This window comes from Pseudomonas sp. DE0010, assembly GCF_007680745.1.
In the GTDB taxonomy this organism is placed as follows: domain Bacteria; phylum Pseudomonadota; class Gammaproteobacteria; order Pseudomonadales; family Pseudomonadaceae; genus Aquipseudomonas; species Aquipseudomonas parafulva_B.
Genome location: NZ_VEJQ01000009.1, coordinates 1 through 21,478 on the forward strand (window position 1 = coordinate 1; position 21,478 = coordinate 21,478).

A 21,478-nucleotide genomic window follows, 5' to 3' on the forward strand; every position below is an offset into this window, starting at 1 on the left:
CAAGATCAAGATCAAGATCAAGATCAAGATCAAGATCAAGATCAAGATCAAGATCAAGATCAAGATCAAGATCAAGAATAATGGCAGCTGCCGGGAGTTAAAAGTTGCAACTTTGAAGGGATTAAATGACTTCAATGAATGGATCGAAGCTTGCGCACTGCCCCAGGCTAAAATTACACCCGTGTGGGAGCGGCCTCGTGCCGCGATGGGCCGCGCAGCGGCCCCATGGTCACCTACCCCCCACCCAACCACCGCCCCAGACGTTTTCCCACGCATTCGCTGGCGCTTTTGCGCCATTGCGGCGAACATTGCCGGCTGATTTTGCTGCCAACGGAGTGACTGTGGCCAACGAGCAACCCAAGGCCCTCGCCGAACTGACCCCACCCACACGCCTACCCTGGCTCAAACGGCTCATCGCCCAGTGCCTCGGGCGTGGTCTGACCCGCATTCAGGCGCAACACCCTCACTCCTGGTGGCTAGGCCATGCCGATGGCCAGCACCAAGGCCGGGGCGAAGGCGAACGCGCCGGGTTCGAACGGGGCCATGCGCAGGGGTACGAGGCAGGCCAGCAAGTGCTGGTCATCCGTGACCACCGCCCCGACACCCCGGCCATTCCCGGCCAGGACGATCACCTGTTCGAGGACTGGCGCCTGGCCCTGACCGCCGAGCTGAAGAAACGCTTCAAGGCCGACGTTGCCCAGCGCCTGCCCAGCCACGCGCAACCCAGCGCCGCGCAATGGAAACTGATCTTCAGCGATACACCGTCCACCTGCGTGGTGGCCGGGGCAGGGGCGGGCAAATCGACCTCCCTGGTGCTGCGAATCTTGCTGCTGCGTCACTACCTGGGCTACGAACTCGATGCGATGACGGTCGTCACCTTCACCCGTGAGTCGCGCAAGGACTTCATCAAACGCTTGGTGCAGGTATTCGCGCTGTGGGACGTTCACCTGCAACCGGCACAGGCGCGCGAACTGGTCCGCACCTTCCACTCCCGCATCCTGCCGCTGGTGCGCAGCTTGCCCGGGTTCGAGCAGGTGCGCGCGTTCGAGACCCTGGGCAACGAGATGCCCGTCGGGCGTGAGGCCGAGGCGGACAGCAACCCGTTCGACCTGCGCCTGAACGATGCCCAGCGCCAACAGCTCAATCATTGCTACAGCGCCCTGCTGGCGGACAGCCCGCGCTTTGCCGAGCTGCTCGGCCACTTGCGCAACGAAGCCTTGCAACTCAAGCCACTGGACCCGGACAACCCCGAGGTGCAGAAACGCGCCCAAGTGACGCAACTGGCCGCGCAACGCGATGAAGAGCTGTGCGATGTGATCGAGGACCTTTGGTTCGCAGCGGGGGCCTGGCCAATCCAGGGCATTGAGCCGACGCGTGACACCGTCGAGATCCGTGGGTGCCGTTTTCATGTCCACGGCCGCTTGGGTGCCACCGGGCCATGGGTGGTATTGGGCTTCGACCCTTCCGAGAGCGCCCAGTACCAACGACCCGGTGCCAAGCTCGCCGTACGCGCAGAGTGGGCAGTCAAACGAACCCTGTTGCAGGCATTCTGCGACCAGCCGTTGATCTGGCTGGACAACTACGCCATGGCCCGTCGCCTGGCCGCTTCGCTGGCAGGTGACGCCGTGGCCGGGCCTGGGTTCGAATACAAGGTCAAGGGCGAGCTGTCGGCCGCGCCGCTGCTCGACGCATTCGTCAGCGCCGCGAGCTTTATCGAAAACCTCGGCCTGGAGGTGAACACGGCTATTGCCGACATGCGCTTTGTGTCAGGCGACAGCGACGCGCTGTTCTTCGAAGCGTTGGCCCTTTACTGGAAAGCGTTCGAAGCGCATTTGCTCGACCAGGTCCCTCCGGTCATGAGCTACAACCGCATGTTCGCGCTGTTCGGGGAAAACAACCCGGAAAACCTGCAACTGTTGCCCGACCCGCTGTTGCGGCCGCTGGCCCACCTGATGATCGATGAATTCCAGGACGTCTCGCCGCAAATCGTCAGCTGGCTGCGGGCGTCCTTGCGTGAAATCCGCAGGCGCGGCCCCGGCCTCAATGTCGGCCGCCATGCTCAGCATTCTTCCCTGTTGTGCGTGGGCGATGACTGGCAGTCGATCTATGGCTGGCGAGGCAGCTCGCCCAAGTACTTCACCGAATTCACCAAGGCGTTTCCCACGCCCGCCAGCACACGGGTAATGATGGTGGAGAATTATCGCTGCCAACAGCAGGTGATCGATGCCGCCGAGCACCTGGTCAAGGGCACGTCCACCATCGCCGGCAAGAAGGCCCGGGCCGCTGGCCCTGCCGCTGAACTTGCAGGCTCTCCGGTCAAGGTCTTCGAGCGTGACGAGGCCGCCTTGGGCCAGACCCTCATCGAGCATTACCAGCGCGGCGAGTCGGTGCTGATGCTCTACCGCAAGGGCAATGACCGGGCGGCGATGGGCGAACACCTGGAGCCTGTGCTTCAAGCCGAGGCAGCGGTGCCGCCCGAGCAGCGGCGTCTTCGGCAACTCACCTACCACAGCGCCAAGGGCTTGCAGGCCGATGCGGTGTTCATGCTGGGCGACTGCCAGTACCTGACCAGCTCGCCCTACAAGAACCAGGTCTATCGCCAGGCGGGCTTGGGCAAGGCGGGCGACCCGCAGCCGTTCGATACCGCCCAGAAGGAGGAGGTGCAGCGCTTGGCCTATGTGGCCGTGACCCGGGCGGTGCAGCATTGCTACTGGCACGTGGAGCCGGCCAATGGCGATGCCGCCGTGGCCGCTCGCGCTTCCAGCCGTGTGGATGGCCGTCAGGACTGTTTCGAAGACTGCCGGGGTCGGTGACGGTTAAGTCACTGTCGGTAAGGGGCCAGTGGTGGCCACTGGCTTGCGCCAAGGTGACCTGTCGGCGCCCTGCGCGCTCCGGCGCAAGGGTTGCCGCAGACGACAGGCGTCGTGGAACGCGGTGGCGTGTTCGGTCTGGTGTAGCTGCATCAGGCTGCCGATCAGGAAGCATACCCATGCGATCAACCACCACACCCAAGGATCACCCGCTGGACATCAATGGCATCGAAGTGGCTGTGCGCTGCTGGGGGCCGGAGGATGGCATTCCCGTACTGGCCTTGCATGGCTGGTTGGACAACGCCGCCTCGTTCGAGCGCCTGGCACCCCTGCTCGATGGCTGTTTCGTGGTAGCCCCCGACCTGGTCGGCCATGGGCGTTCCGACCATCGGCGCCATGACAGCGGCTACTACCTATGGGAGCACGCCGAGGACATGCTGTCGGTCACCGAAAGCCTTGGCATGCGGCAATTCCATGTACTGGCCCACGGCATGGGCAGCGGTGTGGCTTCGCTGCTGGCGGCCATGACCAGCGCGATTGCGAGCATGACCTTCCTCGACGGCATGGGGGCACCGTTCACCGTGGCCGAGCACGACCGCGTGCAGCACCTGGCACGGGCCTATCGCCTCAAGCGCATGGTCCAGCGTACGCAGATGCAGGGCTTCAACGAGCCGGATGTGCAACGCTTCGACGATTTGGACAGCGCGCTGGCTCAGCGTCGTGAACGGCTCGATACCGACTTGTCTCAAGAGGCTGCGAGGTTACTGGCGCTGCGCGACCTGCTCCAGCTCAACGACGGTTATTGCTGGCGCCACGACCCGCGGTTGGTGCTGCCTGAGCCCATGCCGCTCACCGAGCCTGAAGCATGCGATCTGCTCAGCCAGATTCGCTGCCCGCTGTACCTGATGTTTGGCCGGCAGGGCGCTTTCACTGGCGAGGCCTTCGGGCGCCGTGAAGCGGCATTGCCGCCACAGGCGAAAGTGTCCTGGCACCCAGGCGGCCATCATTTTCACCTCGATGCGCCGGACCGTGCCTTGGTTGATCAACTGCTGCGTATCCTCGCGCGCCATGAAGGCGGTGTGTTGCAGCGCTTGGTCAACGAGTAGCGCCTACACACGGTTGCGCCATTCGTTCAAGCGCGGTGTCGGCCGCTACGGGGACACTGGGGGCTCCTGTCATTCTGGAGTTGCCCATGCGCTACCTCTACGCCCCTGTGTTTTTCTTTGGGTTCATAGGCGCTGCCCTGGCAGTGGCGATGAACACCCATCTGTTCTGGTTGCTGCCCTTGCTGGTGGGCGCCGTGGTGGTGTCGCGGCTGTGCGAGCGTGCCATGCCGTTCAAGTCACGGTGGAATCACTCGCAGGGGGATACCCGGCGAGATGCCTGTCACGCGTTGGTGAACGAGGCGCTGACAGGGCTCAGCGTTGCCATGGTCGTACCGCTGGCGGCATCGCTGCCGAACTTCGGGCTCTGGCCCGGGCACTGGCCCTTGGTCTTGCAGTTGCTGATGGCGATCATCCTGGCGGACCTGGGCATTACCCTGGTGCACTACGCCAGTCACCGCAGCGCCTGGCTGTGGCGGCTGCACGCCGTGCACCACAGCGTGACTCGACTGTACGGGTTCAACGGCTTGATGAAGCACCCTTTGCATCAGATGCTCGAAACCCTGGGCGGCACCTTGCCGTTGCTGATGCTTGGCCTACCCATACAGGGCGCTGCACTCCTGGCCTTTTCCGTGTCGGTGCAGTTGCTGTTGCAACATAGCAATGTGGACATGCGCGTCGGTGCCTTGCGCCATGTGTTCGCGTGGGCACCGGTGCACCGTCTGCATCACCTCAAGTACGGCACCCACGGCGACGTCAATTTCGCCCTGTTCCTGCCGTTGTGGGATCGCCTGCTGGGCACGGCGCTGCATCTACCCGACTACGCACTGCGCGATGACGACGTGGGCATTGGTGATCGCCCTGATTATCCCCGGACCTATCTGGCACAGCTACGCGAGCCTTGGCGGGGGAGTGAGGTGCACGCACCGGCAGTGCTACCGGCTGCATTGCGTCAGGCGCTAGCCAGGCGCGCCCAGTCGTAGGTCGCGCACAATTTCGCTGGGGGTAAGCCCGAAATGGCGGCGCATGCTGCGGGAGAAGTGCGCGGAGTCGGCGAAACCGGCTGCGAGCGCCGCCTGTGTCAGGCTGGCACCGGCCAGTGCTTGCTGCACGGCCATCCGCAGGCGCTGCCACAGCACCAGGCGTCGTACCGAAACCCGCAGTTGGCGTGTGAACAGGCGCTCCAGCTGGCTCACCGAAAGCGATGCAATGCTGGCCAGTTCATGTGCAGGCAACGGTTGCTCACCCAGCGCGCGCACGTGCTCAAGCGCTTTTGCCAGGCGTGGGTCCAGTGCCGATCGCGGCCATGTCCGAAGATGCATCGCCAATTGCTCAGGCACCCGGTCGGCTGATTCAGCCAGGCGTTGCAGGTCAGACAGACGGAACGCCAACGGCTCTGCAAACAGGGTGATACACGGCACGCCCTCGCTCAGGATGGCATGGGGCTGTTGCGAAGGGATCAGCACCTGCGGGCCGCTGCACGTATGCCCGTCCAGGCAGACCTCGATATCGGCATCAAGCCCGATCAACAGTTGATGGGCATAGTGCTGGTGGCTGTCGGTGCGCCCCAGTCGTCCCGTCACCAGGCAGTGGTCCTCGGCCAGCCAGATCTCGCCCTGCCAACTTGGCTGCGCTGCACCGTTCATGGCCACAGTGAAGGCGTGTCAGTCAAAGTAGCCTCGCAGGCTGAAATTGTACCCAGTATCCACGGCGGAGTTCCCCACACGCCCAGCACGCTTGTTCAAGACGAACTCGAAGGTCGGTTCGTACAGGCCATCACATAGGCAGGCGCCGGCCAGGACTTCGACGTCATACCAGCCGTTGTCCAGTTCGATCACAGGGCGGCCCGGCTCACGGTAGCGCGCCAGCAAGTCGCCCAGTGTCTTGGGGGTGAAGTACTGGAGGATGCGCCAGGTGTACAGCATCACAGCACCATGCTCGACGTTCAGCGAATAACCACCGCGCTGGTGCTTGAGCCGGCTGCCCGGCTCGCGCAATTTGGGCATTTGCCCATCGAGCGTGAACACCACGTGATAGGGGAGGTTGTCGACGCCGGCCACAGGCAACACCACGCCGTCGCGAACGGCCATGTCGCCGCTGTCATGGTGGGTGAATTCGTAGGCCAGGTCGTCAGGCAGGCCATGCTCCTGCTTGAAGCGCTCGAGCAGTTGGATGTCACCTAGCAGGAAGTAGTCGACCAGGTCGTTGAGCACTTCGTCGAACTCATGACGCATCGTGTGTCCTTGGGCAACGACCGGTAGGGCTGCGCCAGTCGGGATGTTGGACGGGCGCAGCCAGTGTGCGGGCGCCCGTCAGTGTAACTGCGTAATCTGGATGAGGTTGCCGCAGGTGTCGTCGAAGATTGCAGTCATGACGTTATCGACCTCGGCGGGAGTCTGATGGAACTGGACACCGGCAGCGGATAGCCGGATGTATTCGCCTTGTATGTCTCGCACGGCAAAGATCGCGGTGGGTATGCCGTCTTCTTTGAGCGCGGCCTTGTACGCTTTCGACGCGGGGTGCACCTCTGGCTCCAGTTGCAGTTGTACGCCGTTGGGGTCGTTGGGTGAGGTCAGGGTCAGCCAGCGGTGCTGGCCCATGGCGAGGTCTTGTTTAGGTTCGAAGCCCAGTACGTAGTGATAGAAGGCAAGCGCTTTGGCTTGGTCGTCGACAAGAATACGGGTGAGCATGATCTTCATGGGCGCACACCTATGCTGAGGTCGGTACTTATCAGTAAAGACGGCCCTTGACGTTTGGCAATGCAGCCCAGTATCAAATCGCGTCTTTGATCGCGTCATCGGTGCATCAGGGCCGCAAACTGCCCATGGCCGGTGCAGCACAAGCGTTCAGCCTTTGGAAGTGTCCGCAGTGGCCTGCAGGTCGGCGGCGAATACCTCGGTGACCTTCGTCCGATAGGCTTCGAAGGCTGCAATGGCGCCGACGATCACGCCAGCTTCTTGTTGTTCATCGAGCGCCAGGCCGTCGATTGCGCTCACGAACGCCTTCCAGTGCTGGGCGCGTCCTTGCGGGTGGGCTGCCAGGTGCCGCGCACCCAGGCCTTCGTCCAGGCCAAGGCGCTGGGTGTGCTTGAACAAGAAGGCGGCGCCCAGGTTCGAACCCTCGCTGCAATACAGCCAGCCCAGTGCCTGGGCCCGGTCTACCTTCACCCTCGCCGGCAGGGCCGGTGGCACTTGGCCCAGGTCGCGAATGTCCTGCTCGACCGCAGCGAGCCGCGACAGCGACGAGAGGCCCGGCAGCCACGCATTGAGGTGGGGATCTTCGTAAAGCCCCGTGAGGCTGCCGTGAAAGTGATGCTGTACCAGCAGGAAGCGTGCATAGCGCGCCCTGTCCTCAAAGGGGTGCGCGGCCATGACCAACTGATCGACACTGTCATGTTCGCGGGGGGTGGCCGCTTTGAGGCGTTTGCAACGGCTTGTCTCCAGGGGTGACACGGGTACTGCGATCATTCGGTGAGTCCGTCGCGGGCAGAAAGGCGTCCATGATGCGTGGCGGTGAGCATCGCAGCAAGCATCAGGCACGGTTATCATGGCCGCCGTATCGTTCAGACCCAAGGAAAAGCCGGTCATGTCTTCGCTTCAGTTCCGTACGCCGTCCCTTGAGGACGCCAGCCGCTGCCACGCCATCGAGATCGGTGCCTACGAGGGAGACGAAGCTGCCACGCTGGAAAAGATCCAGACGCGCATCAGCCAGTACCCACAGGGGTTTCTGTTGCTTGAAAGCGATGGAGAGATCGTTGGCTTCATCAACAGCGGCTGCGCCCACCAGGTGGTGATGTCGGACGAAGCGTTCAAGGAACTGGTGGGGCATGACCCCGATGCCCCCAACGTAGTGATCATGTCGGTGGTGGTCGACCCGGCGTATCAGGGCCAAGGTCATGCCAAGCGATTGATGGAAGCGTTCATCCTGCGAATGAAAGCCTGCGCGAAGCAGACCATCCACCTGATGTGCAAAGAACAGCACGTACCGCTGTACCGCAAGCTGGGTTATCAGTACGTCCAGCCTTCACCTTCCGAGCACGGCGGTATGGCGTGGCATGAGATGGTAATGGTGCTGTGAGCCATTGCCGGGCGGCGTCAGGTAGGGCCGTACTGCGGCCCACCGGCGGCAAGCGCGACGCTAGAGGTTGAACCTGCCGTTAAGCTGGGGCTGGCTTGCTGGTGATGGGCTGTCATGTAGCCCCAGAGGCACAAGACAGCCAGCATCATGAGGCGGCGCCTCTATCAGCCTGCGACCAACTGGTGGGCCAGGCGGTTGTGACGCTCGAGCACCCGTGGCAGGTCGACGGTGACCAACTGGCCATCCCTGACCACCACCTTGCCGTTGATGACGCTGGTATGCACCTGGGTCGGGGTGCAGAACACCAGTGCTGCAAGCGGGTCATGATGCCCGCCGGCGTAGGCGACATGGCCCAGGTCGAAGGCGACGAAATCAGCGACCATGCCCGGTGCCAGTGCGCCGATGTCATCGCGGTTGAGCACCTTGGCGCCGCCCAGGGTCGCGATTTCCAGCGCTTCGCGGGCCGTCATCGCATCCGGGCCAAACCCCACGCGTTGCAGCAGCAGGGCCTGGCGAACCTCGCCGATCATGCTGGCACCGTCGTTGGACGCCGAACCGTCCACCCCAAGCCCGACCGGTACGCCATGATCGCGCATGGCGCGCACCGGGGCGATACCTGAAGCCAGGCGCATGTTCGAGCATGGGCAATGGGCGACCCCGGTGCCGGTGCGGGCGAACAGTTCGATGCCATGCTGGTCCAGTTGCACGCAGTGCGCGTGCCACACGTCGGGCCCGACCCACCCCAAATCCTCGGCGTACTCGGCAGGGGTCATGCCGAATTTTTCCCGGCTGTAGGCAATGTCGTTGACGTTTTCGGCCAGGTGCGTGTGCAGCGATACGCCATGCTGGCGAGCCAGAACAGCCGCTTCGCGCATCAGGTCGCGGCTGACCGAAAAGGGCGAGCAGGGCGCCACCACGATCCGGCGCATCGAGCCGTGGCTGGCATCATGGTAGTCCTCGATCAGGCGCTGGGACTCCTTGAGGATATCCGCTTCCTTTTCCACTACCGAGTCCGGCGGCAGCCCGCCCTGGCTCTGGCCCACGCTCATGCTGCCGCGAGCGGCGTGAAAACGCATGCCGATTTCGGCAGCCGCATGGATGCTGTCGTCGAGCTTGCATCCGTTGGGGTAGATGTACAGATGGTCGCTTGAGGTGGTGCAACCGGAAAGGATCAGCTCGGCCATGGCCGTCTGGGTCGAGACCGCAATCATCTCGGGGGTGAGCCGTGCCCAGATCGGGTACAGCTGGGTGAGCCAGTTGAACAGCTCGCCGTCCTGGGCGGCTGGCACCACCCGTGTCAGGCTCTGGTACATGTGATGGTGGGTGTTGACCAGCCCGGGGATGACCACCTTGCCGGACATGTCCAGCACCTCGTCCGCCTCTTGGGGCAGGGTATCGCTGGGGCCGACTTGCTTGATCAGGTTGTCTTCGATGTACAGGCCACCGCCGCGGATTTCACGGCGCTCGCCATCCATGGTGACGAGCAGTTGGGCGTTCTTGATCAGGAGCGTTCTTGATGCGTGTGCAGATGACATGGTCGATGCCTGTTGCAATACGCGCCGGCGATGGCCAGCGTCGTAGGCGACGCGGCTATGTAATCAGGAAACGATCAAGTTGTATACACTGACCGTATTTGTGAATGTGCGTCACCTCATATGTGAAAATCGGCCAGAAATAAGACCTATGCGATCGAATAAACTGGCAGCCAATGTCTTGAGAGTTCTTCCATGTCTGCCGCATCCACCACCGCTTCACCCGTTGACGAAGCTCCACGGGCAGCCATCAGCATTGCCATCCTCGCGTTCTCCGCTTTCCTGATTGTCACCACCGAGTTTCTCATTGTGGGCCTGTTGCCTGCCCTGAGCCGCGACCTGGGGGTGTCCATCTCCATGGCTGGACAACTGGTCACGCTGTTCGCATTCACAGTCATGCTGGCAGGGCCGTTCCTCACGGCCATGCTGGCGCATCTGGACCGTAAACGGCTGTTCATCACCATCTTGCTGGTTTTTGCCGCGGCCAATGCCCTGGCGGCCGTGGCCGATAACTTCTGGGTACTGGCCATTGCACGTGTCATACCGGCATTGGCGTTGCCGGTGTTCTGGGGCACTGCCAGCGAGACGGCCGGCCACCTCGCGGGGCCCGAGCATGCAGGGCGTGCGGTATCGAAGGTTTACCTGGGCATCTCTGCCGCCATGCTGCTGGGCATCCCGCTGGGCACGTTGGCCGCTGACGCGTTGGGCTGGCGTGGCGCCTTCGGGGCGCTGGCGGTGCTTTCCCTGGTGATGGCCGTGGCGATGGGCGTCTGGATGCCCCACGTGGCCCGCACCGCCAAGGTGGATTTCGCCCGTCAGGCGCGGATTTTCACCGAACGTTTCTTCGTAGCGAACGTGCTGCTGTCGATTCTGGTGTTCACCGCCATGTTCACCGGCTACACCTACCTGGCCGACCTGCTCGAGCGCGTGGCGGGTGTGGCCCCGGCTCACACCGGTTGGTGGCTGATGGGCTTCGGCGCCGTTGGCCTGCTGGGCAACTGGATCGGGGGGCGCGCCGTCGACCACTCCGTTCTCAAGGCCACCGCGGGCTTTCTGGTGCTGCTGGCGATCGGCATGGCAGCGCTGGTGCCCTTGGCCCATGCAGGCCTGATTTTCTGCCTGGCGCTGGCCTTGTGGGGTATCGCCAACACCGCGCTTTACCCGGTCTGCCAAGTGCGCGTAATGGCGTCGGTGACCCATGCCAAGGCACTGGCCGGTACCGCCAACGTATCGGCTGCCAACGCCGGCATCGGCCTGGGTGCGGTGCTCGGTGGCATGACCATTGACGGGCTGGGGGTTGCGTATCTGGGCTATGTGGCCGCCGCAGTCGCCGTGCTGGCGCTGCTGGCAGTACCCGTGGTGGCCAGGCTGGCGCCTCAGACGGGTTCGGCGGTACGCGTGCCGTGAGGCGCGAGCCTGGGCAACAGGTAATCGAGCAGTGCACGCACTTTGGGTAGGTGCTCGCGACGCTTGAGCCAGACCAGGTTCATTGGCAACCCGTCGGTTGCCAGCTCCGGCAGCACCTCGACCATCCGTCCATGATCGAGGTGCTGCTGGGTCAACCAGGTGGGTAGCTGACCTATGCCGTGGCCGGCCAGCACCGCCGCGACCTCGCCTTCGCCATCGCCCACGGCGATGCGCGGCTGTACCGTGCGACGCTCCATCTCCCCAGGCTGGCGCCCCTTGAAGAACCACGGGCTGACCAGGCCGTCGGTGTGCCCATAGCCCACGCAGTGGTGATGCTCCAGGTCCTCCTCGCTTTGCGGAGTACCGTAAATGTCGAGGTAGTCGGGGGCTGCGCAGAACATCAGGCGCTGGGCGCCAAAGTACTGATGGCCCAGGGCAGCGGGCCAGGTATCGGGGCCGCCGATGCGCACCACGATGTCGATGCCTTCCTGCACCGGGTCGACGAAACGGTCGGAAAACGAGACGTGCGGCTGCAGCAGCGGATGCTGCCGGGTAAACGCCAGGATCAGCGGCAGCACATGCAAGCGCCCATAGGAGGCGGGCAAGTCGATGCGTACCCGTCCGTGAGGTTCATTGCCCGTAGTGGCGAGGGTGTGTTCGACTTCCTCCAGATCGGCCAGCACCGAGGTGCAGGTGCGGTAGAAAACCACGCCTGCCTCGCTCAGCGACAGCCGGCGGGTGGTGCGCTCGAACAGGCGAACGCCCATGCGCGCCTCGAGGCGCGCGATACTCTTGCTGACCGCCGAGCTGGTAAGGCTCAGTCGCCCGGCCGCTGCCGTGAAGCTGCCAAGGTCGGCGACCGCGACGAAGACGTCGATCCCTTTGAGTCGTTCTGAGGAGTGCATGACCGGCCTTTACATGGGTTCGTGGGGCAGACCCCGGCAGCATAAGGGATCCTGTGATGGCGTTTTAGGGTAATAGCGTCGGGAGACAGGCCTGGGTAGCGCATCGGCAATGGAACACCAGCCCATCTTGCACACTCATAGGCTTTGCGCCAGCGCCTTGGGTAGATCATGCTGTACCGACCCGGCCCTGACGCACCAAAGGACTGCCCCCATGTTCCCTTTTGCCTGGATAGCCTGCGCATGACCCTGACGTTGCTCACCTTTTTCGGCACCCTGGCCGCCATGGAAGGCGTGGCCTGGTTTGCTCACAAGTACATCATGCATGGCTTCGGCTGGGGCTGGCACCGCTCGCACCACGAGCCGCGTACCGGGATCTTCGAGAAGAACGACTTGTACGCCGCGGTGTTCGCCGTGCTGGCGATCATACTCATCGCCCTGGGCAATGCCGGTTGGTACCCGTTGCAATGGGTAGGCGCAGGCATGACGGCCTATGGGGTTCTGTATTTCGTCGCCCACGACGGCCTGGTGCACCGGCGCTGGCCTTTCAAAGTGGTGCCGCGCAAGGGTTACTTCAAGCGCCTGTACCAGGCACATCGGCTTCATCATGCCGTGCAGGGACGCGAAGGCTGTGTGTCGTTCGGTTTTCTGTATGTCCCCACTATCGAGCGGCTGCGCCAGCAACTTCGGGCACTGCATGGCGGGCCGCTGCGGGCGAAGGGCGCTGCCACAGGCGAGCCGGGCGTTGGGGGTAGCGACGCAGCCGACAGCTCAGCGCCTGCCAAAACCCCGTGACCAAGGCGCTGACCTTTTCGCGTTTTGACGTAGACAGCCGCCCGTCCCAGGCGTCGATCCCGGCGCTGTCGACCTTCAGGCCGATGCGCCGGTATACCTGACCAGCCGTGGCCACTGCCCATGCCGAGCGCAGCGGCAAGGCCGGCAGCCCCGCCTGGGCGCTGGCGTAGTAGGGCTCGGCATGGGCGACCAGGCGCCTGGCCAGGGTAGCGACGGCTGCGCGGTGACGCACATCGGCCAGGTCGTCTGCACTGAGGTCGAATTCCGACAGCCAAGCCTGGGGCAAGTAACAGCGCCCGACCTTGGCATCATCGACGATGTCCCGGGCGATGTTGGTCAGCTGCATGGCCAGGCCCAGGTCGCAGGCCCGGTCCAGCACGCGCGCCTCCTGAACGCCCATGACCCTGGCCATCATCAGGCCCACCACACCTGCCACGTGATAGCAGTAGACCATGACCTCATCCAGGGTCTGGTAGCGGCAGGCGGACACGTCCTGGGCGAAGCCTTCGAGCAGGTCGAAGGCTTCGGCGCGGGGGATGCCGTGGCGCCTGGCCACTTCGCGCAGTGCGGCGAAGGCCGGTTGATCCACGGGCAAGTCCGCGCAGGCGGCTTCGGTCTGGCGCTGCAGATCCAACAGGCGCACTTGCGCTTCTTCCTGACTGATGACCACCGCATCATGCCCGGCTTGCTGCCCATCGATCACGTCATCGCAATGGCGGCACCAGGCATACAACAGCACGGCGCTGCGCCGGGTGTGCGCATCGAAGAGCCGTGCTGCTGCGGCAAAGCTCTTCGAACCCACGGCAATGCTGTGTTCGGCATGGGCAAGCAACTGGTCGTGGGACGGTGGGGTCATGCGCCCAGGTCCTCGAGCATCAGGCCTGCCGTGGCCTTGGCCGAGGCGATCACGCCAGGCACACCGGCCCCCGGGTGCGTGCCTGCGCCCACCAGGTACAGGTTGCTCACTTGGCTGTCACGGTTGTGCGGGCGGAACCAGGCGCTCTGGGTCAGGATCGGTTCCAGGGAAAACGCCGAACCCAGGTGCGCATTGAGTTCCTCACGGAAGTCCAGCGGCGTGAAGGTGCGGCAGGTGACCAGGTCCTCGCGCAGGCCGGGAATGTAGTGACGTTCCAGGTAGTCGAGAATCTTGTCCCGGAACCGTGGCCCTTCCACCTCCCAATCGATGGCCGCGTTGCCCATGTGCGGTACGGGCGCCAGCACGTAGTGGCTCGAGCATCCTTCCGGAGCGAGGCTCGGGTCGGTGGCACAAGGGGTGTGCAGGTAGAGTGAAAAGTCTTCGGCAAGCTCATGACCGTTGAAGATTTCGTCGATCAGCTCCCGGTAGCGCGGGCCAAAGCAGACCGTGTGATGCCGCAGTTGCGGCTGGGTGCGCTTGAGGCCGAAGTGCACCACGAACAGCGAGTTGCTAAAGCGCTTGCCCTTGAGCCGCTTGCCTTCTTGTTCACCCCGTGGATGCTCGCCCAGCAGGTCGGAGTAGGTGTGCACCACATCGGCATTGGAAGCGACTGCGTCTGCCAGCAAGCGCCGCCCGTCCTGGGTGCGCACGCCGGTCACGCGGCTGCCTTGGGTTTCGAACGCGGCCACCTTGGCATTGAGCTCCAGGGTGCCGCCCAGGTCGGTGAACAACTTCGCCATGCCCTGCACCAGGGCGCCGGTGCCGCCTTTAGGGAACCACACACCCCAGGTGCGCTCCAGGGCATGGATCAAGGTGTAGATCGAGGACGTGGCGAACGGGTTGCCCCCGACCAGCAGGGCGTGGAACGAAAACGCCTGGCGCAGTTGGTCATCCTGGATGAACCGCGCCACCATGCTATAGACGCTGCGCCAGGCCTGCAGGCGAGCCAACTGCGGGCCGGCATGCAGCATGTCGCGAAAAGACAGGAACGGCACCGCGCCGAGCTTGATGTAGCCTTCTTGCAGCACGGCTTTGGAATAGGCCAGGAACTGTCGATAGCCTTCCACGTCCTTGGGCTCGAAGGCCTCGATCTGGCGTTCCAGGTCGGCCTGGTCATTGCCATAGTCGAATGCCCGGCCATCCTCCCAGCACAGGCGGTAGAAGGGCGTTACCGGAAGCAACTCCACGTAATCCTGCATAGGCCGGCCGGCGAGGGTGAACAGGGCTTCGATGGCGCTTGGGTCGGTGATCACCGTGGGGCCTGCGTCGAAGGTAAAGCCTTGGTCGTTGTAGACGTAGGCGCGGCCACCGGGTTTGTCGCGTGCCTCGAGCAAGGTCGTGGGGATACCCGAGGCCTGCAGGCGGATGGCCAGGGCCAGGCCGCCAAGGCCTGCCCCAATGACCAGGGCGGATCGTTCGTTGCTCATGGATAGTCCTTGAAATGGGCAGGGGAGTGTCGCAAGGCAGCCTTCATGGCCTCGCCTACGGGCACAGGCGGCTTGCCGCACAGGATCCGCATACGATCACGCAGCGTACTCTGGCCTGCGTAGAAACGGGCGATCAGCCCATCAGGCAATCGATAAAAGCGCTGCATCACCTGCCAGCGACGGTTCGGCCGGCCGGCCAGAAACAGCATTCGGTTGAGCAGGCGGTAGAACCCTTGTTCACGCCAGCGTCGGTGAAGGTAGGCGCCCAGCGCGGGCTTGAGTGACGCCGTATCATCCAGCGCTTGCGTCGCCAACCAGTCGGCCAGGCGCACGGCATCGGGCAGTGAATAGCCCGTGGTGCAGTGGAACAATCCGGCTCGTAGGCCGACGGCGAGCGCCCCTTGCTGCTCGTTCCACCAGGCAGGAAAGTCGTCGGCCAGGGTGATCGGCAATACGCCCTGTTCTTCACGCAGGCACTCGGCGACGTGCCAGCCGCGCTGCTGCAGGTAGCGCTCGATGTGCTGGCGCAGCTGCTCTGCGGCGGGCGCCTGGCTGTCGACGTAGTGGGTGTCCTCCACCAGCAGGGTGTCGGCCGTGAAGGGCAGTACATAGACGAAGCGATAGCCTTCGCCCTGGGGTACCCGCGCATCCATCAGAATCGGTGCCTCCAAGCCATGGGGGGCCGTCAGGCGCACGATCTGCCCAAGGAATGCTTGCTGGCCGAGCACCCGGTGAGGGCTGTGCTGCATGCCCCGGCCATCGATTACTACCGCGGCGTGCAAGGTTTCGCCGCTGGCGAGTATGACGTGGCTGGCACCCACTTCAGCGACAGCGCAGCCCGTGCGCAAGCCGGGGCCGAGGGTAGGGGTGATCACCTGGGCGAAACGCTCGCTGGTGATGCTCGCATAACCGCCTTCCATACGCCTGGAAAAAGCCGGGAAGTGCACGTGGTACGCAGGCCAGCGCTGCTCGACCAGCGGGGCCAGCCAGCGTTGTTGCTCGGGAGTGAGGTCGGCGTCATGAAAGGACCAGGTGTGGTTCCCGCCCAGGGCCGGCCCTTGTTCCAGGCACAGCACGCGCAATTGCGGACGCAGTTGCTGGAGTCGCCAGGCGATCAGGCCGTTGGCCAACCCACCACCTACCAAGATCAGGTCATAGGGCACGGTGTGTTCTCCGAAATGCTGGGCTGGCCACTGTGCAGCGCAGCTTCAATGAGGCTGGCAGCGCGCTGTACGCCACCGCAGGCGGCAAGCTCGGCTTCCAGCGCGGCATCACGTGGTGCAGCTTCATCAAGCAGCTGACGCAACGTCTGGCCAATGGCTGCTACGCTGGCTCGTTTGGAGAGTACCCGCCCCAAGCGGTGATGGCGCACCCGCGCAGCCACGCCAGGCTGATCGAATGCAATGGGCATGACCAGCAGCGGTGTGCCGGCGCACACGGTATCGAGCACCGTGTTCAAGCCGCCATGGCTGATCACCACATTGGCTCGCCGCACCGCCCAGTGCTGAGGGGCGAAGTCGGTCACGACGGTGGCGCCAATCTGGCGCAGCCTGGCCTGCTGATGGCCATCCAACCCACCGCAGTGCGCCACCAGTAATTGGGCATCCAGGCGGCGGCAAGCCTTGGCAATACGTGCGAACAGATCGAACCGGTGGCCCTGGAGCGTCCCCAGGCTTGCGAATACCAAGGGCTTGCCGGGTTCGAAAGACCAGTTGGGGCTCGCCTGAGAGGGCGTGCTGCGTAACGGGCCGACGGCGTGAAAGTGTTTGGGTAGACCCACTCTGGGGAAATCCAGGTGCAGGGGTGTCTGGCTCAACTGGGTCAGTGGCGAGAGAAATTCATGGGCGCCGCTGCGCGGTTGCAGCCCGTGACGATGACAGGCCTGCAGCAAGGTGTCGTGCAACGGGCGCATGAGCCAGTCATGGACCTGAACACTGCCTTCGTAGAGGCGCGCATCCAAGCCCAGCCCGAACGGCATCACGGGCAATGGCAAGCCTGGCTCGCGATTGATTGGCAATGCACAGGCCACCGAAAAGAACGGCAGTTTGCAAGCCTCGGCCACCAAGCCGCCTGCGGGCTCCATCTGGTCGCAAACCATCGCATCGACCCGATGTTCCCTGAGCGCCTGCGGCAGGTTGCTGATCAGCATGGCCGTGGTGTGCGCCAGCTGTTTGATCAAGCGACGCAGGCGCAGCGGCCCGGCGGGGTCAGCCACGCGGCGCATGGCAAGGTCAAGGCTGCCCGGCGGGCACTCGGCATGGCCGATGGCGACAAAGCCCACTCGCCTGTCGCTCAGCCAGCGTTGGGCTTCAGGCTGGTGAAAGAAACTGACCCGATGGCCGCGTTCGACCAACTCGCCGCCCAAGGCTTGCATCGCAGCAAAATGGCTGGGGTAGGGCGGGGCAATCAGGGCGAAGTGGCTCATTTGATGTCTAGCTGGGCGTTGACCAGTCGGGCCCGACGCAACTGCGCCAGCGTGGCGGAGCCTGTGCAGAAGCAGGCGATACGCAGTTGCCGGATGATCACGTCGAAATGCGAGACCACCGCTTCGGTGGATGCCATTGCAGAGGTCAGCACCCCGGCAGCCTGGCCCACCAGGTCCGCCCCCAGGCGGATGGCCTTGGCCGCATCCACGCCATCGCGGACCCCACCTGAGGCGATCAGGCCAACCGTTGGCACGGCGCGGCGCACGGCAAGCAGGCTATGGGCGGTCGGGATGCCCCAGCCGCTGAAGGCCATTGCCACCGCACGCTCGGCAGGGTCATTGGCACGCTCGGCCTCCACCGCGGCCCAGCTAGTGCCGCCGGCGCCGGCCACATCGATCATGGACACGCCAGCGTCGTACAATTGCCGCGCAACGCCCGGCGAAATACCGGCGCCTACCTCCTTGACGATGATGGGCGCGTGAAGCTGCCCGGCAACGTGCTCGATGCAGGCGAGCACCCCGCTCCAGTTGCGGTCGCCCTCGGGCTGAACGGCTTCCTGCAGGGGGTTGAGGTGAATGATCAGGGCGCTGGCGTCGAGTGTATCGACCGCACGGCGGGCAAGGTCCAGGCCATCGGCCTCGCGTAACTGGGCCGCGCCCAGGTTTGCCAAAAGCGGAACATCGGGTGCAAGCCTTCTCAGCTCTGTGGTCAGTCCCTGGTCCTGGCCGCTGCGCAAGCTCACTCGCTGCGAACCCACACCCATGGCCAGGCCCAGAGCCTGCGCAGCTTCGGCCAGGTGCTGGTTGATGAACCGTGCGCGATCAGCCCCGCCAGTCATCGAACTGATCAACAGCGGTGCGCGCAGTGCCATGCCGAACAGCTCGGTACCCAGGTTGACGTCTTCCAGGGCCATTTCAGGCAGTGCACAATGTTCGAAACGCAGCGCTGACCACCCAGCGTCGACCCCATGCGAGGTACTGCCGGCGGCCAGGACGATATCCAGGTGATCATCCTTGCGTTGACTCAACGGGCTTTTGTTCATGCCGGCTCCACTGCCAGGGAATCATCCTGAGGTACGTGCGGTCTGTGTGCTTAGGACAGACAAGTTGTACAACACTACCCGTTTTGTATAGCTAAGCTCATAAAAAGCACAGCATCAGGCAACGGCGCCTACCAGTCGTTCCTTTTTCATCTACGGTCAATGGGCCGCCCACATCGAGAGGCAAGGATGACGACCATCGCCCCCCCGCACAGCGCTGGCGCTGATCACGATCAGCCACTGGCCGTCGCACATGCGGCCGTAGAAGCCCGGCTGGCAGCCTTGCTGCCATCGGCAGGTCACGAGCGTGACCTCGTGGTTGCGGCCATGCGCGACTGCACCCTGGCGCCAGGCAAGCGCTTGCGGCCCCTGTTGCTACTTTTTACGGCACAGGGCCTGGGCGCATGCCCACACGCAGCGCTCGACCTCGGTTGTGCCGTCGAGATGGTACATGCAGCCTCCCTTGTGCTGGACGATCTGCCGTGCATGGACAACGCCGCCTTGCGCCGCGGCCGCCCTACCTTGCACCTGGCTTTTGGCGAAGACGTGGCTGTGTTGACGGCCATTGCCTTGCTCTCCCGTGCGTTTGGGGTTGTGGCGGGGTTGCAGACGGTCGGGCCGGATGTGCGCAGCGACCTAGTGGTGACCCTCACCTCGGCCATCGGTGCCGATGGGCTGGTCAAGGGGCAGTTGCAGGATCTGCGTGACGGTGCACGGCCGCGGACGGCGGCTGAAATTGCCGAGACCAATCAACTCAAGACCGGGGCCTTGTTCTCGGCCCTGCTAGGCATGGCCGGCCGGCTGGCGGGGGCTGGCGCCAGCCAGCAGGGCACCCTGCTGCAATTGGCGGGGGAGTTGGGGCAGGCGTTTCAGTTGCACGATGACTTGCACGACCGTGACCCGGAAAGTGGCAAGAGCATGGGGTTGGACCAGGGCAAGTCGACCCTGCTGGCAATGTGCGGCGAGATGCAGGTGCGCCAGCGGTTGGGCGCCCATTTGCAGAGCGTCGAACAGTGCCTGAACAGCCTGGGCCTTGGGACCTCGCCGATTGGTGGGGTATTGCGCAAGGTGTTCGCTTCGAAGGGTGTGCAGGCTGCCGGCAGCACCGTATGGCGTCAGGGCCTGGGTGGTCTGGCGGTGAGTGGAGCGGTCGTGCATCACGTCTAGGACGCAGGGCGTCGCGCTACACCGCGAATCCAAAACCTACGCTGTCCCCTGTAGGAGCGGCCCTTGTGCCGCGATGGGCCGCAACGCGGCCCCAGGATCCCAGCTTCGCCGCTCATCTCGCCGGGGCCGCTGCGCGGCCCATCGCGGCACAAGGGCCGCTCCTACCGGGGACCGCGTAGCCTGCGAAGCTGAAGCCAGAGCGCCTCAGCTTTGCCGCCCTCACTGATCCAATCGCCTCGCATGCCGGGCAAAAACCTTTTCCAGCAGTTCCCACATGACCGGGTCCAGGCTGAACGCCACGTTGAAACGCATCCAGCCCGTTGCCCTGGCATCGACCATGAACAACTGCCCGGGGCCGAGCATGATGCCTTTTTCGAGCGCGTCATCGAGCAACAGCGCGCTGTCAGGGATCGAGGGATGCCGGGTCCAGATGTACATCCCCTCGTCCGATTCGGTGAACAGCTCGAAGCCTAGCCGGTGCAGATGCTCTCCCACCCGTTGATGCGCCTCGGCCAGGCGTTGGCGCAGGCGCTTGAGGTGCTTGCGCCAGCGACCGTCGATGATGGCGGCATAGACGACCCGCTCCATGACCTGCGAAGTGGTCAGGCCCGAGCGCATTTTAAGGTGTACCAGCTGTTGCGCCAGTTCCGGATTGGCCAGCAGGTAGCCAACCCGCACATTGGGCGAGATGCTTTTCGAGTAACTGCCCACGTAGACCACCTGCTGCAGGTGGTCCAGGCTGGCGAGGCAGGGTTGCGGCTCGGCGATCATGTCGGCGTACAGGTTGTTTTCGACCAGCCGGAAACCATGCTGGCTGGCCAGTTGCAGCAGGCGGTGCAGCTGCGGCAACGGCGTGCGCGAGCACGTCGGGCTGTGCAGGTGAGGCTGGGTGAAGAAGGCCGTGGGCCTATGTTGCGCCAGTAACTGCTCAAGCTGATTGAGGTCGTAGCCATTGGGCGTGCGCGCCACCCCCAGCAGCGTGGCGCCTTGGGTGCGCAGGATGCTCATCAGGTTGGGGTAGCCAGGGTCGTCCACCAGTACCACGTCACCTGGCCGGACCAGCGTACGCACGGCCAGGTCCAGGGCCTGGCTGGCGCCGTGGGTCAACATCAGCTGAGCGGGGTTGGCAACGATCGACAAATCTTGCTGCAGGTTCTGCGCCGTCAATGCGCGTAGTTCGGGCAACCCCATGGGGTCGCCGTAACCGGACAGTTCCAGGGGGCTGCCAGCCACCTGCCGCAGCCCTCGGCGCAGGCCATCTTCGTACATCCAGTCATTGGGCAGCCAGCCGCAGCCTGGCTTGAACGGCAACTGCCGGGTTTCGAAGATCTGCTGCAGGTACCACTCGGTGTTGAACGTTGGTCGGCTTGCATCAGGGTCAGCCGTGTGCGTGTCCAGCAGTTCAGCGGCGGCCCGATTGACGAAAAAGCCAGCGTTGCCACGGCTTACCAGCAGCCCTTGGGCGACCAGGCGATCGTAGGCTTCCACCACGGTGAAGGTGCTGACCGAGTAGGTGGCGGCGAAGGCGCGGATCGACGGCACCTTGGCGCCAGGCTTGAGCGTCTGTGTGTCGATCAGGGTGCGCAGACCGTCGATGATCTGGTTGACCAACGGTGTGGAAGCGTCTGGGTTCAATTGCAGCATGGGGGACCTTCAGGTGTGTAACGCCAGGTGCTGGCCCGGTGTATAGGGTTGGCGACCTGTACAGTGCAGTGCGAGTTTCATGCCACTGTGCATGGCTCTCTGCGATGGACATTTTTACATTAGGTGTCGGATATCGCCACACAAAGCATGTTCAGTTCGCTCCAGGCCTCAGCCCTGGGGCGCGTCAGCAGGCCGCCATGGATGGCCTGCGTGTGTTCGTTCACACCTCCTGC

The 21,478-nt window shown here is 63.9% G+C and carries 19 protein-coding genes and 1 pseudogene; 8 read left to right on the plus strand and 12 right to left on the minus strand.

Features of this window, described 5'->3' with window-relative positions; translation table 11 throughout:
• The 4 genes from FS767_RS22835 to FS767_RS09010 form a co-directional block, all read left to right on the plus strand.
• A partial coding sequence (locus FS767_RS22835) for a hypothetical protein (protein ID WP_178102728.1) occupies positions 1 to 319 on the plus strand: 319 nt, incomplete at its 5' end.
• Positions 320 to 341: 22 nt separating this feature from the next.
• On the plus strand, positions 342 to 2,813 hold the full coding sequence (locus FS767_RS09000) for a UvrD-helicase domain-containing protein (RefSeq protein ID WP_144964916.1): 2,472 nt from the start codon (positions 342 to 344) through the stop codon (positions 2,811 to 2,813).
• A gap of 176 nt (positions 2,814 to 2,989) precedes the next feature.
• Complete coding sequence (locus tag FS767_RS09005; protein WP_058605934.1) at positions 2,990 to 3,916, plus strand: alpha/beta fold hydrolase; 927 nt, start codon at positions 2,990 to 2,992, stop codon at positions 3,914 to 3,916.
• 86 nt (positions 3,917 to 4,002) lie between these two features.
• Positions 4,003 to 4,896 carry a sterol desaturase family protein gene (locus tag FS767_RS09010; RefSeq protein ID WP_144964917.1) on the plus strand — a complete coding sequence of 298 codons (894 nt, stop codon included), beginning with the start codon at positions 4,003 to 4,005 and terminating at the stop codon, positions 4,894 to 4,896.
• Here FS767_RS09010 and FS767_RS09015 read toward each other — a convergent pair.
• From FS767_RS09015 to FS767_RS09030, 4 genes are all read right to left on the minus strand, one after another.
• The gene (locus FS767_RS09015) at positions 4,873 to 5,559 is read right to left on the minus strand and encodes a helix-turn-helix domain-containing protein (RefSeq protein WP_144964918.1); all 687 of its coding nucleotides are present in this window, start codon (positions 5,557 to 5,559) and stop codon (positions 4,873 to 4,875) included. The genes FS767_RS09010 and FS767_RS09015 overlap by 24 nt on opposite strands.
• Positions 5,560 to 5,577: 18 nt before the next feature.
• Positions 5,578 to 6,147 carry a hypothetical protein gene (locus FS767_RS09020; protein ID WP_144964919.1) on the minus strand — a complete coding sequence of 190 codons (570 nt, stop codon included), beginning with the start codon at positions 6,145 to 6,147 and terminating at the stop codon, positions 5,578 to 5,580.
• A 78-nt stretch (positions 6,148 to 6,225) separates the two neighbouring features.
• Entirely contained in the window at positions 6,226 to 6,612 is a 387-nt protein-coding gene (locus FS767_RS09025; protein WP_058605932.1) for a VOC family protein, read from the minus strand.
• Positions 6,613 to 6,759: 147 nt separating this feature from the next.
• Positions 6,760 to 7,380, minus strand: a complete 621-nt coding sequence (locus tag FS767_RS09030) for a biliverdin-producing heme oxygenase (protein WP_144964920.1) — start codon at positions 7,378 to 7,380, stop codon at positions 6,760 to 6,762.
• 118 nt (positions 7,381 to 7,498) lie between these two features.
• Here FS767_RS09030 and FS767_RS09035 point away from each other — a divergent pair, with 118 nt between their 5' ends.
• Complete coding sequence (locus FS767_RS09035) at positions 7,499 to 7,990, plus strand: GNAT family N-acetyltransferase (protein ID WP_058638016.1); 492 nt, start codon at positions 7,499 to 7,501, stop codon at positions 7,988 to 7,990.
• 164 nt (positions 7,991 to 8,154) lie between these two features.
• Here FS767_RS09035 and FS767_RS09040 read toward each other — a convergent pair whose 3' ends face one another.
• Entirely contained in the window at positions 8,155 to 9,525 is a 1,371-nt protein-coding gene (locus tag FS767_RS09040) for an 8-oxoguanine deaminase (protein WP_144964921.1), read from the minus strand.
• A 192-nt stretch (positions 9,526 to 9,717) separates the two neighbouring features.
• On the opposite strand from FS767_RS09040, the gene FS767_RS09045 reads away from it, so the two are divergent.
• Positions 9,718 to 10,929 (plus strand): MFS transporter, encoded by a 1,212-nt coding sequence (locus FS767_RS09045; protein ID WP_144964922.1) that lies wholly within the window; start codon positions 9,718 to 9,720, stop codon positions 10,927 to 10,929.
• Here the strand turns inward: FS767_RS09045 and FS767_RS09050 are convergent.
• A complete protein-coding gene (locus FS767_RS09050) occupies positions 10,899 to 11,834 on the minus strand; it encodes a LysR family transcriptional regulator (protein ID WP_100851594.1) in 936 nt (311 codons plus the stop codon). The genes FS767_RS09045 and FS767_RS09050 overlap by 31 nt on opposite strands.
• Before the next feature lie 240 nt (positions 11,835 to 12,074).
• Between FS767_RS09050 and FS767_RS09055 the strand changes: the two genes are divergently transcribed.
• Positions 12,075 to 12,626 (plus strand): sterol desaturase family protein, encoded by a 552-nt coding sequence (locus tag FS767_RS09055; RefSeq protein WP_144964923.1) that lies wholly within the window; start codon positions 12,075 to 12,077, stop codon positions 12,624 to 12,626.
• On the opposite strand, the pseudogene FS767_RS09060 reads toward FS767_RS09055, so the two are convergent.
• The 5 genes and pseudogenes from FS767_RS09060 to fni form a co-directional block, all read right to left on the minus strand.
• Positions 12,550 to 13,482: pseudogene (locus FS767_RS09060) on the minus strand (phytoene/squalene synthase family protein); the annotation flags it as partial. The gene FS767_RS09055 and the pseudogene FS767_RS09060 sit on opposite strands and share 77 nt — an antisense overlap.
• Entirely contained in the window at positions 13,479 to 14,969 is a 1,491-nt protein-coding gene (locus tag FS767_RS09065; protein ID WP_144964924.1) for a phytoene desaturase, read from the minus strand. The pseudogene FS767_RS09060 and the gene FS767_RS09065, both read right to left, overlap by 4 nt.
• The gene (gene crtY, locus FS767_RS09070) at positions 14,966 to 16,132 is read right to left on the minus strand and encodes a lycopene beta-cyclase CrtY (RefSeq protein WP_144964925.1); all 1,167 of its coding nucleotides are present in this window, start codon (positions 16,130 to 16,132) and stop codon (positions 14,966 to 14,968) included. Before crtY ends, FS767_RS09065 begins: the two co-directional genes overlap by 4 nt.
• A complete protein-coding gene (locus tag FS767_RS09075; protein WP_144964926.1) occupies positions 16,117 to 17,394 on the minus strand; it encodes a glycosyltransferase in 1,278 nt (425 codons plus the stop codon). The genes crtY and FS767_RS09075 overlap by 16 nt, the downstream gene beginning before the upstream one ends.
• Positions 17,391 to 18,437, minus strand: a complete 1,047-nt coding sequence (gene fni, locus FS767_RS09080) for a type 2 isopentenyl-diphosphate Delta-isomerase (protein ID WP_144964927.1) — start codon at positions 18,435 to 18,437, stop codon at positions 17,391 to 17,393. Before fni ends, FS767_RS09075 begins: the two co-directional genes overlap by 4 nt.
• 186 nt (positions 18,438 to 18,623) lie before the next feature.
• Here fni and FS767_RS09085 point away from each other — a divergent pair, with 186 nt between their 5' ends.
• Positions 18,624 to 19,601 (plus strand): polyprenyl synthetase family protein, encoded by a 978-nt coding sequence (locus FS767_RS09085; protein ID WP_144964928.1) that lies wholly within the window; start codon positions 18,624 to 18,626, stop codon positions 19,599 to 19,601.
• 219 nt (positions 19,602 to 19,820) lie between these two features.
• Here FS767_RS09085 and FS767_RS09090 read toward each other — a convergent pair whose 3' ends face one another.
• Positions 19,821 to 21,245: a PLP-dependent aminotransferase family protein gene (locus FS767_RS09090; protein WP_144964929.1), complete on the minus strand. Its 1,425-nt coding sequence runs from the start codon at positions 21,243 to 21,245 to the stop codon at positions 19,821 to 19,823.
• Between the last annotated feature and the right edge of the window lie 233 nt (positions 21,246 to 21,478).

Excerpts from the sequence above, each read along its gene's own strand:
- FS767_RS09005 (WP_058605934.1), top strand. The coding sequence starts at position 2,990 with ATGCGATCAACCACCACACCCAAGGATCACCCGCTGGACATCAATGGC.
- FS767_RS09010 (WP_144964917.1), top strand. The coding sequence starts at position 4,003 with ATGCGCTACCTCTACGCCCCTGTGTTTTTCTTTGGGTTCATAGGCGCT.
- FS767_RS09015 (WP_144964918.1), bottom strand. The coding sequence starts at position 5,559 with ATGAACGGTGCAGCGCAGCCAAGTTGGCAGGGCGAGATCTGGCTGGCC.
- FS767_RS09020 (WP_144964919.1), bottom strand. The coding sequence starts at position 6,147 with ATGCGTCATGAGTTCGACGAAGTGCTCAACGACCTGGTCGACTACTTC.
- FS767_RS09025 (WP_058605932.1), bottom strand. The coding sequence starts at position 6,612 with ATGAAGATCATGCTCACCCGTATTCTTGTCGACGACCAAGCCAAAGCG.
- FS767_RS09030 (WP_144964920.1), bottom strand. The coding sequence starts at position 7,380 with ATGATCGCAGTACCCGTGTCACCCCTGGAGACAAGCCGTTGCAAACGC.
- FS767_RS09035 (WP_058638016.1), top strand. The coding sequence starts at position 7,499 with ATGTCTTCGCTTCAGTTCCGTACGCCGTCCCTTGAGGACGCCAGCCGC.
- FS767_RS09040 (WP_144964921.1), bottom strand. The coding sequence starts at position 9,525 with ATGTCATCTGCACACGCATCAAGAACGCTCCTGATCAAGAACGCCCAA.
- FS767_RS09045 (WP_144964922.1), top strand. The coding sequence starts at position 9,718 with ATGTCTGCCGCATCCACCACCGCTTCACCCGTTGACGAAGCTCCACGG.
- FS767_RS09050 (WP_100851594.1), bottom strand. The coding sequence starts at position 11,834 with ATGCACTCCTCAGAACGACTCAAAGGGATCGACGTCTTCGTCGCGGTC.
- FS767_RS09055 (WP_144964923.1), top strand. The coding sequence starts at position 12,075 with ATGACCCTGACGTTGCTCACCTTTTTCGGCACCCTGGCCGCCATGGAA.
- FS767_RS09065 (WP_144964924.1), bottom strand. The coding sequence starts at position 14,969 with ATGAGCAACGAACGATCCGCCCTGGTCATTGGGGCAGGCCTTGGCGGC.
- FS767_RS09075 (WP_144964926.1), bottom strand. The coding sequence starts at position 17,394 with ATGAGCCACTTCGCCCTGATTGCCCCGCCCTACCCCAGCCATTTTGCT.
- fni (WP_144964927.1), bottom strand. The coding sequence starts at position 18,437 with ATGAACAAAAGCCCGTTGAGTCAACGCAAGGATGATCACCTGGATATC.
- FS767_RS09085 (WP_144964928.1), top strand. The coding sequence starts at position 18,624 with ATGACGACCATCGCCCCCCCGCACAGCGCTGGCGCTGATCACGATCAG.
- FS767_RS09090 (WP_144964929.1), bottom strand. The coding sequence starts at position 21,245 with ATGCTGCAATTGAACCCAGACGCTTCCACACCGTTGGTCAACCAGATC.